12 protein-coding genes are annotated in these 15,917 nt (G+C 33.0%); 5 read left to right on the top strand and 7 right to left on the bottom strand.

What is annotated here, in order from left to right; translation table 11 throughout:
• Position 1 precedes the first annotated feature (1 nt).
• The gene (locus FJR48_RS02070) at positions 2 to 2,293 is read right to left on the bottom strand and encodes an EAL domain-containing protein (protein ID WP_152306519.1); all 2,292 of its coding nucleotides are present in this window, start codon (positions 2,291 to 2,293) and stop codon (positions 2 to 4) included.
• A gap of 196 nt (positions 2,294 to 2,489) precedes the next feature.
• Between FJR48_RS02070 and grpE the strand changes: the two genes are divergently transcribed.
• From grpE to FJR48_RS02055, 3 genes are all read left to right on the top strand, one after another.
• The gene (gene grpE / locus FJR48_RS02065) at positions 2,490 to 3,053 is read left to right on the top strand and encodes a nucleotide exchange factor GrpE (protein WP_152306518.1); all 564 of its coding nucleotides are present in this window, start codon (positions 2,490 to 2,492) and stop codon (positions 3,051 to 3,053) included.
• 184 nt (positions 3,054 to 3,237) lie between these two features.
• The gene (gene dnaK / locus FJR48_RS02060; RefSeq protein WP_152306517.1) at positions 3,238 to 5,130 is read left to right on the top strand and encodes a molecular chaperone DnaK; all 1,893 of its coding nucleotides are present in this window, start codon (positions 3,238 to 3,240) and stop codon (positions 5,128 to 5,130) included.
• A gap of 171 nt (positions 5,131 to 5,301) precedes the next feature.
• The gene (locus tag FJR48_RS02055; protein ID WP_152306516.1) at positions 5,302 to 6,315 is read left to right on the top strand and encodes a cytochrome-c peroxidase; all 1,014 of its coding nucleotides are present in this window, start codon (positions 5,302 to 5,304) and stop codon (positions 6,313 to 6,315) included.
• A 2-nt stretch (positions 6,316 to 6,317) separates the two neighbouring features.
• Here the strand turns inward: FJR48_RS02055 and folP are convergent, their stop codons facing one another.
• The 6 genes from folP to FJR48_RS02025 form a co-directional block, all read right to left on the bottom strand.
• Positions 6,318 to 7,457 (bottom strand): dihydropteroate synthase, encoded by a 1,140-nt coding sequence (gene folP / locus FJR48_RS02050; RefSeq protein ID WP_152306515.1) that lies wholly within the window; start codon positions 7,455 to 7,457, stop codon positions 6,318 to 6,320.
• The gene (locus tag FJR48_RS02045; RefSeq protein WP_152306514.1) at positions 7,447 to 8,055 is read right to left on the bottom strand and encodes a DNA polymerase III subunit delta'; all 609 of its coding nucleotides are present in this window, start codon (positions 8,053 to 8,055) and stop codon (positions 7,447 to 7,449) included. The genes folP and FJR48_RS02045 overlap by 11 nt, the downstream gene beginning before the upstream one ends.
• Positions 8,042 to 8,605, bottom strand: a complete 564-nt coding sequence (locus FJR48_RS02040) for a HobA family DNA replication regulator (protein WP_241856086.1) — start codon at positions 8,603 to 8,605, stop codon at positions 8,042 to 8,044. The genes FJR48_RS02045 and FJR48_RS02040 overlap by 14 nt, the downstream gene beginning before the upstream one ends.
• Before the next feature lie 4 nt (positions 8,606 to 8,609).
• Complete coding sequence (locus tag FJR48_RS02035; protein WP_152306513.1) at positions 8,610 to 9,821, bottom strand: aspartate kinase; 1,212 nt, start codon at positions 9,819 to 9,821, stop codon at positions 8,610 to 8,612.
• Positions 9,822 to 10,292, bottom strand: coding sequence for an RNA pyrophosphohydrolase (locus tag FJR48_RS02030; protein ID WP_152306512.1), 471 nt, complete (start codon positions 10,290 to 10,292; stop codon positions 9,822 to 9,824).
• Positions 10,293 to 10,364: 72 nt separating this feature from the next.
• Positions 10,365 to 12,521, bottom strand: coding sequence for a bifunctional diguanylate cyclase/phosphodiesterase (locus FJR48_RS02025; RefSeq protein ID WP_188108604.1), 2,157 nt, complete (start codon positions 12,519 to 12,521; stop codon positions 10,365 to 10,367).
• Between the two features lie 57 nt (positions 12,522 to 12,578).
• Here FJR48_RS02025 and hemW point away from each other — a divergent pair, with 57 nt between their 5' ends.
• Together hemW and FJR48_RS12430 are read left to right on the top strand one after the other, a co-directional pair.
• Positions 12,579 to 13,640 (top strand): radical SAM family heme chaperone HemW, encoded by a 1,062-nt coding sequence (gene hemW, locus FJR48_RS02020; RefSeq protein WP_152306510.1) that lies wholly within the window; start codon positions 12,579 to 12,581, stop codon positions 13,638 to 13,640.
• Between the two features lie 80 nt (positions 13,641 to 13,720).
• Positions 13,721 to 15,877 (top strand): methyl-accepting chemotaxis protein, encoded by a 2,157-nt coding sequence (locus FJR48_RS12430; protein ID WP_152306509.1) that lies wholly within the window; start codon positions 13,721 to 13,723, stop codon positions 15,875 to 15,877.
• Positions 15,878 to 15,917: the final 40 nt, after the last annotated feature.

Below are 15,917 nucleotides of genomic sequence, written 5' to 3'. Positions count from 1 at the left end.
TTTATACAGCCCTTGGTTCACCTAGGTAAAAACCTTGTGAAAAATCTATGCCTATCTCATTTACTACATCCAAAACTTCTTTTGAGTGCACGAATTCGGCCACGGTTTTAATTTTTTCTTTTCTTGCAAAGGCTACTATAGTTTCAACTACATTTCTATTGTGAGCATTTTGATTTATATTTTTTATCAGACTTCCGTCTATTTTTATAATATCAGGATGAAATCTCAATAATCTGGAAAAATTAGAGTACCCTTCTCCAAAATCATCTATAGCTATTTGAACACCGCTGCTTTTAACTTTAAATATAAAGTCTTCAAGTCCTTTAAAATCCTTAACTCTTTCGTCTTCCAATAATTCGACTATTAGATTTTTACATTTTTTACAGTTCTCAAGTTTCTCATAAAAATATTCCAAAGTTTCATTATTGGCTATATCCAAATAAGAAAAATTTATTGATATTTTTTCATCCATTGTATTTAAAAAATTAAAAACATTATCTATTACTACACGAGTAATCAAATCATAATAACCACCTTTTTTAGATACTTCTAAAAAGGTAAAAGGTACTATTACGTTATTTTTATTGTCGATTATTCTAACAAGAGATTCATATTTATCTATTTTATTTGTCCTGTTATTTATAATAGGTTGCAAATAAGAAACTACTTTTTTATTTTCCAATGCTTCTTTAATCATATTTATTACATCTATATTTTTTTGTGAAGCTTTTCTACTCTGATTTAAAAAATCTTTTGCTTCTACTAATGACAATCTATTTTTTACAAGATATTTTAAGCCTAGTTTTGCATCTTCATATAAGTTTTCAGAACCGATTACATAACTAACTATAACTTCAGGATCGTATTTATAACCTTCTACGATAAACTTTGTTTTTTTAACATTTTCTTGAAATTCGGCTATTGTCGATTGTAATTTTTCAAGAAAATCCTTATCTTCACTTTTAACTTCTTGTATAAAAGCAAACTCACCGTTTCCTAACATAAAAGTTCTTCTAAAACCTGAATTTGGAGGCAAAAATGCCAACGATTTACTCATAAATTTATTTTCGATTATATCTGTAATGTTTTTTGTATAAAATTCTTCTAATTCTTCATACCTATCTAATTTAACTAGCATTAACACTAAATTTTTAGAAGATTTTAAAATATCCAACAACATACTAGTATGATTCATCATATCTTCAACATAATGCCTCATAGCTATATATTCTTTTATTTCTGAGTTTTCATTCAAAATAGGAACTATGGTACAATCTACATGATAAGAAGTTCCGTCTTTTCTTTTATTTTTTAAAATTCCTCTATAAACTTTTTTATGCGTGATGGTGCTCCACATAAGTTTATATACTTTATCATCTACATCCGGATGTCTTAAAACATTATGGGACTGTCCTATCAATTCCTCTTTTGAATATCCGCTTATTTCCGAAAACTTGTCATTTACGTAAGTTATGATGCCCTTTGAATCTGTTTTTGACAAAATTTCACTTTGTCCTACGGCTTCTAAAAACTGTGAAAATTCTATGTATTTTCTCTCTAAATAATTATTTTTAAGAGTTAAAACCTTTTCATTTTTCTGATTATTTCTATACATCTTGTAGTATAAAAAAGCAATAATAGTAGTCAATATTATTATATTGGCAGTTATATAAAATATAGATACTTGATTTTCTTTTTCTAATACACTCATCAATGAGTGCTTGTCTATCTCAAAACTTATAATACCACGCAAATCACCAAGTTCATAATTATAAGCTTCTTTATAATTTTCTTTAATTATTTTAGGTGCTTCCTCTTTACTTCCATGGCACTTTAAACAGTTCTTTGTTATATAAAGCGGTTCATAATATTTATATATATAGTTATTATGATTTAAAATATACTCTTTTTCAGGTTTATCCAAGAACTCTTTCATAACAGAGATTTCTTTTTCGTTTGCCTGATTTATTTTATTTCTCGGTTTGTCTGATACCGTTCTTAAAATAATTTTTGCATTCAAAAAATCAGAGAGGTTTTGACTTAGTTTGTTTGAAGTCCTTACGGGTAAAAATTGTATATTTTCTTCTGTTAGTTTAATATGTTGTTCAACAAAAATATCTTGATATGTTTTTCTAAAACTTTTAAAAAAAGCGCTTACGCTTTGTACCTCTTCTAAGATTACATTATCTCGTATATTTTGATTTTGTGAAATTGAAGAGTTGATATAAAATATATTGATAGCAATTAGTAAAAAGATTCCTGTTATTAAAACAAATAAATTTTTATTAAACACACTAACTACCTTTATATTATTCAACAAAATATGTTATCCAAAGTGTCTTTAAAAATAATTTAATCTTATTTTCATTGACACTTTAGTCTATATGACTCAATTAATCTTCATAATTATATTTAATTCATACTTGACATTGTTACACTCATATGTCATAATGATGTTATCTTTTTAAATAGGAGTAAATTTAACAATTATGTCTAAAGAAGAAATAAACGAAGAGATTCAAAAAGAACCTCAAGAAATAGAAGAAGAAGTTACGGATATATCTCAGGAATCTGAGACAGATGAAGATATCATAGGTAACGATTTTGAATTGGTTCAAAAAGAACTGCAAGAGTTAAAAGACACTTATGCACGTGTCCATGCAGATTTTGAAAATATTAAAAAAAGACTAGAACGTGAAAAATATACAGCGGTGGAATATGCCAACGAAAAGTTTGCTAAAGATATGATACCGGTTATGGATGCACTTGACGGTGCTATGAAATCAGTTGAGAGCGATGCGGATAAAGCTGAACTTTTTGATAAGCTAAAAGAAGGTATTGAGTTAACACATAAACAATTTTTGACTCAACTTGAAAAACATGGCGTGACAATGGTATCTCACGATGAGCCGTTTGATCCAAACATCCATAATGCAGTTCAGAGCATGGATAGCGATGAAGTTGAAAGTGGACAAATAGTTCAAACTTTCCAAACAGGTTACAAATATAAAAATCGCCCGCTTCGCGAAGCGATGGTTATAGTAGCGAATTAACCTTGTGCCACTTAAGTGGCAGAACTTAATTTAATATGTTGATAAAATTTCAGCGTATTAACAAAACAATTTTAATTAAAAGTCTGACACGAAAGTGTCAAGCTTTAGTGCCATAGCGGCAAGCGAAAGTAAAAGGGACTTGTTCCTTTTACGACAAAATAAATAATAAATAAAGGAATAAAAAATGAGTAAAGTAATAGGTATAGATTTAGGAACAACAAACTCTTGTGTTGCAGTTTATGAAGGTGGTGAAGCAAAAATCATCCCAAACGCAGAAGGTAAAAACACAACTCCGTCAGTTGTTGCATTTACTGATAAAGGTGAAACTCTAGTTGGTGATCCTGCAAAACGTCAAGCTATCACAAACCCTGAGAAGACTATCACTTCTATTAAAAGAATTATGGGTCTTATGATGAATGAGGAAAATGCAAAAGAGGCACATGACAAAGTAACATACAATATCGTTGACAAAGACGGTATGGCAGCTGTTGATGTAGCTGGTACTGTATATACTCCGCAAGAGATTTCAGCGAAAATCTTAGCAAAATTAAAAGAAGATGCTGAGAGTTATGTCGGTTCTGCAGTAACTGATGCGGTTATTACTGTTCCTGCATATTTTAATGATGCACAACGTAAAGCTACTAAAGATGCAGGTACTATTGCAGGTCTTAACGTACTTCGTATTATCAATGAGCCTACTGCATCTGCACTAGCATACGGTTTAGATAGTAAAAGTGAAGAAAACGTACTTGTATATGACCTTGGTGGTGGTACGTTTGACGTTACTACTTTAGAGATATCTGACGGTACTTTTGAAGTTCTTTCAACTGACGGTAATGCATTCTTAGGTGGTGACGACTTCGACAATAAAATCGTTGACTTCTTAAATGCTGAGTTTAAAAACTCTCACGGTATTGAGCTTAAAAACGATAAAATGGCTCTTCAACGTCTTAAAGATGCAGCTGAAAATGCTAAAAAAGAGTTAAGTTCTTCTACTGAAACAGAGATTAACTTACCATTTATCACTATGACTGATGCAGGTCCACAACACTTAGTTGTAAAACTGACTCGTGCTAAATTTGAAGGTATGATCTCTTCATTAATCGATGAAACAATTGAGCATATCAAAATAGCGATGAAAGAAGCAGACCTAAGCAATGATGAAATCAAAGAGATCATCATGGTTGGTGGTTCAACTCGTGTACCTGCTGCTCAAGAAGCAGTTTCTAAATACTTCGGTGGAAAAGCACTTAACAAAGGTGTAAACCCTGATGAAGTTGTTGCTGCAGGTGCTGCAATTCAAGGTGGTGTTTTAAGAGGTGACGTTAAAGACGTTCTTTTACTAGACGTTACTCCATTATCACTAGGTATTGAGACTTTAGGCGGTGTAGCTACTAAAATCATTGAAAAAGGTACTACTATCCCTGTTAAAAAATCTCAAGTATTCTCAACTGCAGAAGACAACCAACCGGCTGTTTCAATCTCAGTTGTTCAAGGTGAGCGTGAGTTTGCAAAAGACAACAAATCACTTGGTCTATTTGAACTTGGTGATATTCCGGCAGCTCCACGTGGTGTACCACAAATTGAAGTAACTTTCGATATCGATGCAAATGGTATTTTAACAGTTTCTTCTACTGATAAAGGTACTGGAAAATCTCAGTCAATCACAATCTCCGGAAGCTCAGGACTAAGTGAAGAAGAGATTAACAAAATGGTTCAAGATGCAGAAGAAAACAAAGCTGCTGATGGTGAAAGAAAAGCACTAGTTGATCTTAAAAACCAAGCAGATGCACTTATTGCTCAGGTTGAAAAAACTATGACAGATATGGGTGATAAAGTTGAAGCTGAGGAAAAAGCTAAAATTGAGACTGCTATCACTGAACTTAAAGATGTACTAAAAGATGATTCTGCTACTAAAGAGCAAATAGAAGAGAAAGTTAAAGCTCTTACTGAAGCTAGCCACAAAGTAACTGAAGAGATGTACAAACAACAAGCTGGCGGTGACCAAGCGCAAGGTCAAGCTGACCAAGCTAAGAAAAAAGATGACGATGACGTTATCGATGCTGAGATAGAGTAGTTTTACTCTCTCAGCCACCCCCTCTTTTAAAACAATCAAAACTTTTTAAATAAACTATAAAAATCAAATTATGCTAATTATTGTTTACCAATAAAGTAGTAAATAATAATAATTATCCTTTAAGGATAGTTTTCTTATAATTCTAGTAAATAAAACATATAAGGTAGAAAAATGAAAACATTGGCTTTAACATTGGTTAGTGCATCTCTTTTGATGGGTTCTGGTTTAGCGACACAAGCTATAGATGCAGGTTTAAAACCTATTCCAAACGATAAAAAAGAGTTAAATAAGTTGATTGATAATCCAAACAATCCAATTACAGCCATGAAAGTTGAACTTGGTAAAAAACTGTATTTTGATCCACGTCTTTCTAAGAGTAATCTTATCAGCTGTAATACTTGTCATAACCTTGCAACAGGAGGAACTGACGGTGTAAGCGCCGCAGTAGGACATAAATGGACTGCAAATCCGCATCATCTAAACTCTCCAACTGTTTATAACTCGGTATTTTTCTCTGCTCAATTTTGGGACGGTCGCGACCCTAGTTTAGAAAAACAAGCACAAGGTCCTATACAAGCTCACCCTGAGATGGCAGCTACTAAAGATCATGTTGTAAATACCGTAACTTCTATGCCTCAATATGTAGGAGAATTTAAAGCTGCTTACGGTAAAGACGTAAAAATCACATTTGAGAAAATTACGGATACTATCGCTACATTTGAGCGTACGCTTGTAACTCCGTCAAGATTTGACGATTTTTTAAACGGTGATGAAAAAGCTCTAAGCTCAGCTGAAAAAGCGGGTCTTAAAACTTTTATAGACAAAGGTTGTGCTACTTGTCATAACGGCGTTGGACTTGGTCAGGATATGAATGTATTTGAGGTTACTGCAAAATATAAACACCGTGATATCGGTGATTTTAGAGGTAACAAAAACGGTCACGTAAAAGTTCCTACTTTAAGAAACATCGTAGAGACTGCTCCATATTTTCACAACGGTGCTATCTGGGGTGTAAAAGAAGCAGTTATAGAGATGGGAAGAATCCAACTTGGTCAAGATATCAGTGATAAAGAGGCTGAATCAATAGCAACATTTTTAAATTCTTTAACAGGGAAAAAACCTGATATTGCCTACCCTCAACTTCCAGCACGTACAGCAAGTACGCCTAAACCGGATATGCAATAAACTTAAAAGTTTAAAGCGGTATGCACGGCTAAAGCCTGTGCATGCTCTTTTACATCATGTACACGTATAACGGATGCTCCGTTTCTAACTGCCTCCATATGAATTTCCAAACTTCCCGCTAAACGCTCATCTACTTCACACGGGTATATTTTATTTATCATAGATTTTCTGGATGCTCCGACTAAAAGAGGTTTTTCTAAAGTCAAAAAATGTTCTAAATTTTTGATTAGAGATATATTATGCTCCAAAGTTTTACCAAAACCAATTCCCACATCTAAGATAATATCTTTAACACCAAAACTTTCGGCTTTTTGAATCCTCACTTTAAAAAATTTATAAACATCGTCTAAAACACTTTCGTACTTTGGGTTTTGTTGCATAGTCTGAGGGTTACCCTGCATATGCATAAGGACAGCTTGTGCATCATAAGAAGCTATAATTTTGCATAACTCATCATTTTGTAAACCCGTAATATCATTTATAATATTAAAACCGCTCTCTACTGCCCTCTTGGCAACCTCAGGTTCATAAGTGTCGGCACTGAACTTGACCTTTTCATAAAGCTTGTGTTCATATATAAGCTTGTAAATACCCTCAACCCGTTTTAACTCTTCCTCCACACCAACTATTTGCGAGTTTGGAGCTGAGCTTACGCCACCTATATCTATGATTTTAGCACCATCTTCAATCATCCGCTCAATTTTAGTAACAGCATCTACTTCACTAAATCTACTACCGCTAAAAAAACTGTCATCGTTGGCATTTATAACACCCATTATTTCAACATCTTTAGATTTTTTGACATTTATAATTTCAGATAGTTTTTTTGCCAACTCTTTTAAGCCAAAAGGTTGTGCCAACTCTTTTTTACTTAACTTTTGCATCTGGCTTTTCGTAGCTATAAGTAAACAATCAACCCTCGGTGTTTTTGCCAAAACCGTGCCACGCGGTACTGCCAAATCAGCACCTACGCTTAGTGCATCTTGTTTTAAAATATTTGCAGCTCCAACGTGTAAATCTTTTACAAGTATCAGATGCATCTGTGATTTTGCAGAAAGTATATTTATACCTCCTGCATCTACATCTAAATCTTTTAGAACTTTAACTATATTTGTGTTTGTGTTTAATTTTTCAAGATGCATGTATAAACCCCATTAATATAAATGCTAAAACACTTTGAGGACGAGAATTTAATTCTAATAACCTGTATGCCTTGTCAAAATTATTTAGCTGTGATTCATTTAGTATAAGCATATCTACTACCGTAGCTCTATGATATATAGCCTCTACCAACTCTTTTGCATCCGGTTTTGAAATTCTGGCATTTGATTTTAAAAAAGCAAATATATCACCGTATTCTATTTTTGAGAGATTTATATCAAATTCTACCGATTCATGGGATATATCGCCTTTAATTATCGGAAGACGCGAACGAACCGTAGGTAACAGATTTGATTTTGTCGGAGAGATAATAATAAACTCAATATTTCTAGGAGGTTCTTCTAAAACTTTTAAAAGTGAATTTTGAGCTTCTATTCCAAAACTTTTTGAACCAAGAATCAGGTACTTTGTTTGGCTTTCACTTATATAAGCTTCGGCTACTACGGCTTTTGCGTGTTCTAATTTAAAAACATCTTCAACAAAACCGATAACTCTATTTGGCTGAAGTTTAACCTGAAATTTGTCAAACTCTTTTTGTATATCCGTAGATATAAGGATATGCCCTTTAGTTGGAGACATCTACCTCTCCAAACATCGCACCGTTTAATGAAAGCTCAAAAAGGCGATAAACTTGAAGTAGTTTAATATCTAAGTGTTTGTCGTAACTTTTAAGATTAAAGCTATTTGCATAATCTTCATCGAAAATCCAAAAGTAACTGTTGTCTTTTCTCTTTGCTATATCGGCACGTTTATCGTCACCGCTACCGATATACCAAAAAAAGTATTTTCCTTTTAAAGAAAGATTTACCATATCTTCTATAATATCTATCATATCGCCGCCACTGACATCATTGTAATGTCTATAAAGCGAATCTATATTTATAATAGGTATGGGTGGGCGTTCAAGTTTTGCCGAGTTAATATTACTTAAAATATACTCTTGAAACCATCTTCTTTTTGCATCCGTGATTAATACTATGGTTTTTCCGTCTAATATTTGCTCCAAAGCAAGAGATGTTGCAGGGGTCCATTCAAATCTAAGCTCTTCAAGCCAAGAAAATGTAGCTCCTTCATTACGGATAGTATCTAAACTCCATTGAGCAAAATCTGCAATATCTTCTATAGACATAAAACTACTTATCTAACTCATATGCATCATGAAGACCGCGAACGGCAAGCTCCGCATACTTTTCATCAATAACCATAGATATTTTTATCTCAGACGTTGATATCATGTTTATATTTATATTTTCATTTGCCATAGTTTGAAATGCCTTTGCAGCTACACCTGCATGAGATTTCATACCCACGCCTACAACTGATACTTTACAAATATTTTCATTGTAAACATCGTTTTCTAAATCACCCTCTTTTAAGAAGTCTCCTACAACCTCTTTGGCATCGTTTAAGTCACCTTTAGGCACGGTAAAATCTATGTTTGTGGTTCCGCCGTGTGCACGATTTTGTATTATCATATCTACGTTTACCTCAGCCTTTGCCAACTTGGTAAATATATCAGATGCAATACCAGGTCTGTCACTGACACCTATTAAAGATATACGAGCTTGATTTTTATCTAAAGCTATTCCACTTACCAACGGTTTTTCCATAATATTTTCTTCCTTAGTTATTAAAGTCCCCTCTTCATCGGAGAAGCTTGTTCTTGTTACAAGATTTACATTTAGTTTTTTTGCAAGTTCAACTGAACGGTTTTGAAGAACTTTAGCACCCAAAGATGCAAGTTCTAGCATCTCATCATATGATATCTTTTCAAGTTTTTTAGCCTTTGGCTCGATACGCGGGTCAGTTGTGAAAATACCGCTAACATCTGTATATATCTCACATAAATCTGCCTTAAGCGCACCTGCGATTGCAACGGCTGAGAGGTCACTTCCACCGCGCCCCAGTGTCGTAACATCTCCGTTTTCGTTTACACCTTGAAAACCTGCAACGACTACTATTTTGCCTTCTTTTAGACTAGAGTTCATAACTTCCGGATCTATCTCTTCGATACGGGCTTTTGTATGCAGGTTATCTGTTAATATCCCTGCTTTTCTTCCCGTCATCGCACAAGCTTTATAACCCATCTCTTGAAGTGCGATTGATAGTAGAGATGCAGTTACGCGCTCGCCCGAACTTAAAAGCATATCCATCTCCGGTTTACTAGGATTTTGAGAAAAATGTTCGGCATAACCAACTAACTTATTCGTCTCTCCGCTCATAGCCGAAACTACTACAACTACATCGTGTCCCTCTTCTTTTGTTTTTGCTACACGATTAGCAACATTTTGGATTCTATCTAAGTCTCCAACACTTGTACCGCCAAATTTTTGTACTATCACCATTTATAAATAGTCCTCATCTTTAAAATACTCTATAACTTTTTCATATACATTTTTTTTAAACGATGCACTCAAATGAAGAACATCGTCTATACCGACAAATTTATAATCGCTAAACTCCGGATGCTTGGTATGGATATTTATTTCAGCTTTCTTTTTTAGTTTTACTAAAAAATATCTCTGTTTCTGTCCTACCCAAGGTTTCATTTTTTTTGCTATTCTATCTGGAAAATCGTATGAGAGCCATTCCGGATACTCGGCAACGATTTTTACCTCTTTTGTACCAATCTCCTCTTCAAGTTCACGAAAAAGAGCTTCCTCTATATCTTCACCTTCATCAATTCCACCTTGAGGAAACTGCCAAACATCAGATAAATCATTTCTTTGTGCTATAAAAATCTCTTTTTTCTCCGGATAAGAGTTTGAGACGATTATCATAGCTACGTTTGGACGATATAAATCTTTTTTACTCATGTATCTGCGCTTTAATTTTTAATGCGATTATACAAAAAAAGCAATTAAAACTAAATTATACTTTTATATATACTAAATATTATCGTAAGCCAAACCTAACTCTGCGGGACTCTTAGGTTCACTGAAATGATACCCTTGAGAATAATCTATTCCGAGTTCTACAACCTTATCCGAGAGTTCTTTTGAACTTACAAATTCAGCTATCGTTTTCATATTTGCACCCTTTGCAAAGTCAATAATAGACTTAACGACATTCAAAACATTTTCATCGCTATTTAATTTTTCAATTAAAGAGCCGTCTAGTTTTATATAATCTATATTTAACAAGAGTACATTTGTAAAATTTGAATACCCCGAGCCAAAATCATCTATTGAAATATTGCATCCGTACTCTTTTGCCATTAATATAAATTTTTCAACAACTTTATAATCTTTAATCTCTTCTGATTCTAATATCTCAAAAGTTATTCCGTCTCCACCGTATTTATCAAGTCTATTTTTTATATACTTTATCATATCATCCGATATCAGATTTTCGTATGTAACGTTAATAGTCACGTTTATATCATTTTTTGAATATACATTAAAAACTTTTTGCATCATTTGGCGGGAAAATGCTTCAAAAGTCTTATCTTCTCTTGATGATTCCAAAAAGTAGTACGGAGATATAACCTCGTCATTGCTTATTAGCCTTGCCAATGCTTCATATTTTATAATTTCACCCGTTTTAGAATCTACTATAGGCTGAAAGTAAGGTACTATCGCACCATCAACTAGTGCTTTTTTATATACCTTCATTCTGTTTATAGATTCAACTTCTTTATCAATTACGTCACGGGAATCTTCATATATTAAATAACTTTGTTTTCTAAGTAGTGCTTCTTGCAATACTACGTCGGCATTGTGAAGTATGTTTTTAATCCCGTAAGCTATACCCGCACTCATAGTTACTATCGGGGCATCACTCTCTTCAAATGCAGATAAAGTTATCATAGTATCTTCTAAAACGGAATATTTAATTAAAGAGAAGTATTTATCAAAAAGTTTTTCATCCGTAACCAAGATTGCAAACTCTTGAAGGTTTAAACTATAAAGCGTTGCCGTATTATCTAGTAAGATATCCTGAAGCTCTTCTATCTTTGAAGAAACAATTTTGCTTACACCGTTTATTCCATATATACTTTTTAAAGAGTTTATATGGTTTAGTCTTAGAAGAATAAGCATCGAGTGTTTATCCAAATGAACCAAATCGTTTATAAGCATCTCTCTGTTTGGAAGTATTGAGATTGTATCTTTTTCATCTTTCTTTTTATCAAGATCTTCAACATCGTAAACGACTTTATTTTCTCCCTGCTCTTTTGCTTTTAGAAGATTTGTTTCGGCAATATCGAGTACTTCGATTGAACTTACGTTTTTTAATGCCGTATCTATACTTACTACACCGCCTGAGATTGTCATATTTTTACCGATTTCACTGAAAGCGGATTTGATTTGCAATGTCGTTATAGACTCAAAAACACTCTCAACGAGTGCTCTGATATAACCTGCGTTTTCATTTATTACAATAACGGCAAATTCTTCACCTCTTAATCTAAAGACTGGATTTGTTTTAACATATTTATTATTTCTTAAAACGTTGGCAATAGTTGATATCGCCTTATCTTCTTCCAAAACTCCGTAACTAACATTATTAGGATTTGGACAATTTATATCTAATAAAATTAAAGAAAAAATATACCCTGATTTTATTGAGTTTAAAAGCTCTTTTTTCATATAAATATCAAAATAATTTCTGTTGTAAAACTCGGTTATGGAATCCGTGATTGAGAGTTCTTGAAGTTTCTTTTCATGCGTAGTATCACTTAATATACACATATATGCTATTTTTTTTCTATCTTCGTCATATAACGGGCTTATTGTAATATTTGCCCAAAAAACTTCAGAGTTTTTCTTTTTGCTTTTTATTTCGCCGTTAAACGTAAAACCGCTGTTTAGCGTCTTTTTTATCTCGTCTATAACTTTTTCGTTTGCATACTTACTAATCAAAAACCTATATTTTTGATTTTTTACATCCCTTTCTTTATAACCCAAAAACTCTAAAAAAGCTTTTGAGATATCTATTATAAACCCATTTTTGTCTAACATACAGGTAAGAATATACTTGTCAAAAAGAGAATTTTTTTGATCTTGTATAGCTAAACTTTTGTGGGTGCTGCTTTTTGACGACATCAAATACCCTATTTTTTTAAACATATTTTATCATAAAAAGAAGATATAATTTCAAGTATGTTATATATCCATATCCCTTTTTGCGACTCTAAATGTTCTTACTGCGCTTTTAATTCTTATGTTGACAAGTTTCACTTAAAACAAAAATACGTAGATGCTCTTTTAAGTCAACTCGATTTTGAACTAAAAAGATTCGATATTAAAAAAAATTCCCTCAAAACACTGTTTTTAGGCGGTGGCACACCGTCAACTTTGAGTCCGAAACTTTATGAACCGCTTTTTAAAAAGATAAAACCTTATTTAGCATCAGATGCAGAGATAACCAGTGAAGCAAACCCGAATTCCGCAACTCACGAATGGCTAGAAGGGATGAACACTCTTGGTGTAAACCGTCTTAGTTTCGGGGTGCAAAGTTTTAACGATGAGAAACTAAAACTCTTAAACCGTGCCCATAATTCCAGCCAAGCAAAAACAGCTATAAAACTTGCATCAAAACTCGGATTTAAAAATATCTCCCTTGATTTGATATATGCAACAGCAGGCGATACAAAAGAGTTGCTTCAAAAAGATATAGATAAAGCTTTTAAACTTCCCATAAACCATTTAAGTGCGTATGCTTTAACCATAGAAGAAGGCACTGCATTTGAGAATAAACCGCAAATGTCAAAAGAGAACTTAGATTTAACAACATGGTTGTTTAGCGAGATATCTAAACATGGTTTTGAACAATATGAAATTAGCAACTTCGGTTCATATAAAAGCAAACATAACATGGGCTACTGGAGATATAAAGACTATATTGGTCTTGGAAGCGGAGCCGTCGGGAAAAAAGGTAATAAAAGGTTTTATCCCACATCAGATATAGACGAATATATAAAAAATCCGCTTAATATTAAGGATGAGTTTTTAAGTGATGAAGATATAAAATTTGAAAAAATATTTTTAGGATTTAGATCTTTAATAGGTGTGAATATAGATATATTGACACACAAAGAGATTCAAAAAGCAAATATACTTCTAAAAGAAAATAAACTGATTTTCAATTCAAATACCTACTATAATCCCAACTTTCTGCTAGCAGACGAAATTGCCATTTTCTTGACAGACTTCAATAATTAAAACTTATACTAATTGACCCACATCAAATCAAATCTTAATATAATCTGATAGAATTGTAGCTTTTTAAAAAAGGATTTTAGATGAACAACTTATCTATAAAAACAAAAATGGCTATATTGGTAGCAATTCCAACTATAATTATTGCTGTTCTTTTGACTATTAAGAGTTTTGATGCTTACCAGAAAGTAAATAATCTTGATAAAATCGAAAAAACGACCATACTTGCTACAAAAATTTCGAATATGATACACAACACTCAAAAAGAACGGGGAGCGAGTGCAGGATTTGTAGGTTCAAAAGGTGCTAAATTTTCTTCTACTTTAAAAAGTATAAGAGAAGATACCGATGCAACAAAAAAAGAGATGCTGGAGTATCTAAAAACTATTGATTTGGATAACTATTCCGCAGCGTTTAATACTCAGCTTCAAGATGCATTAGATAGATTATCAAAGCTTGAACAAACTAGACAAAGTGTTAGTTCACTTGCTTACAATGTTCCGCAGACAGTTGGTTACTACACGCCTATGAACGGTGCTTTTTTAGACACTGTAGCTTTTATTGCAAAAATGAGCAGGGACGTAGATATGTCAAGGGATTTAAATGCTTTTATCAACTATCTTTATTCAAAAGAAAGAGCGGGAATTGAAAGAGCCGTTATGAGCGGTACTTTTGCAAAAGATTCGTACCCAAAAGGCTTTTATGCGAAATTTGTAAAGCTTATGAGTGAACAAGAAGCATATATGGGTAGGTTTTTATTTTTAGCTACAAAAGAAAACAGCTCATTTTATGAACAAACTTTAGTGGGCAAAGATGTAGATGAAGTTGAGAGAATGAGAGAGATTGCACTGGAGAAAATGAACGGCGGTTTCGATATTGATTCAATGTATTGGTTCAACACGATTACAAACAAAATAAACCTTCTTAAAAAAGTTGAAAACCATCTTAGTGACGGTGTAATTAAACAAATCCATACTTTACAAGACAAGGCATATAACGATCTTATATTTTCTATTTTACTAAATATAATCGTAATCATAACAATTTTTGGTGTTGGATTTTCACTGGCAAATCAACTTGTAAAAAAGATATCGGTATTTAAAGATGAACTTGACTACATTATAAAAAACAAAAATTTTAATTCACATATATCTATAAACGGAAATGATGAGATAAGTTCCATCCAAAGAGCGGCTAATGAAACTATAAGTATTGCAAACTCTGCCATCAATGAGGCTAATGAAGCTTTGAGCAAAGCCGAGAGTGCTACAAAAGATTCACAAGAAAAGCTTGAAGCAAACAGATTAACACTTAGCTTGACCGAACTCCTAAACGAAGGTGCTATAAACGGTGTTGGCAGTGTTCAAAACGGCTTAGCTTCAAATATGGACAGTCTTGATAAAATCAATGAAAAAAATGCACAAACGGAAGTTATAGTCGGAGATGTTAAAGTTTCAACATCGCAAATGAGTGACTCACTGCAAAATATTTCCCATAAGATGCAAGAAAGCAGAGAAAATTCAGATCAGTTAAACAACAGCGTAAATGAAATTACAAATGTAATATCCCTAATTAAAGAGATTTCCGACCAAACAAACCTGCTTGCATTAAACGCCGCTATTGAAGCAGCCCGTGCGGGTGAACACGGTCGCGGTTTCGCCGTAGTTGCAGATGAAGTAAGAAAACTGGCAGAACGCACTCAAAAAGCTACAAGTGAGGTTGAAGTAAATATAAATCTCTTAAAACAAAACTCATCTTCTATGCAAGAGTTTTCTGAACAAATGGACAATGAAATAACTATATCTTTAGATAAACTAGAAGAGTTTAACTCTAACTTGCAAAATCTAGTCGATGGTGCTAAAGATATACAGATAGGAAATAAACTAATCTCTAATCAAATGTTTTTAAACCTTGCAAAACTTGACCATGTAGTATTTAAACTAAACGGTTACGATGCCGTGTTTAAAGATGACCATTCATTTGAATTTAGCGAACACACAAACTGTAGATTCGGTAAATGGTATGTAAGCGACGGGAAAGAAGTATTTGGACACACTAATGCTTATTCTAAGATAGATGCTAAACATAAACTTGTCCATGATGAAGTAAGAAGTGTTCCTTCTTACATAGATGATGGTTTAATAAAAAATGCAGACAAGATAATTCAATCTTTTAAAGAAACGGAACAAACGTCAAAAGAGTTATTTGATATATTGGATGAAATGGGTAAAGAAGCATAATTTAATCATTCTTTAGATAAAATCTCGCATTATTTATTTG

Source organism: Sulfurimonas lithotrophica (assembly GCF_009258225.1).
Classification (GTDB): domain Bacteria; phylum Campylobacterota; class Campylobacteria; order Campylobacterales; family Sulfurimonadaceae; genus Sulfurimonas; species Sulfurimonas lithotrophica.
The sequence above is the reverse complement of the archived record's forward strand: the minus strand, read 5'-3'. Positions and strand labels throughout refer to the sequence as shown.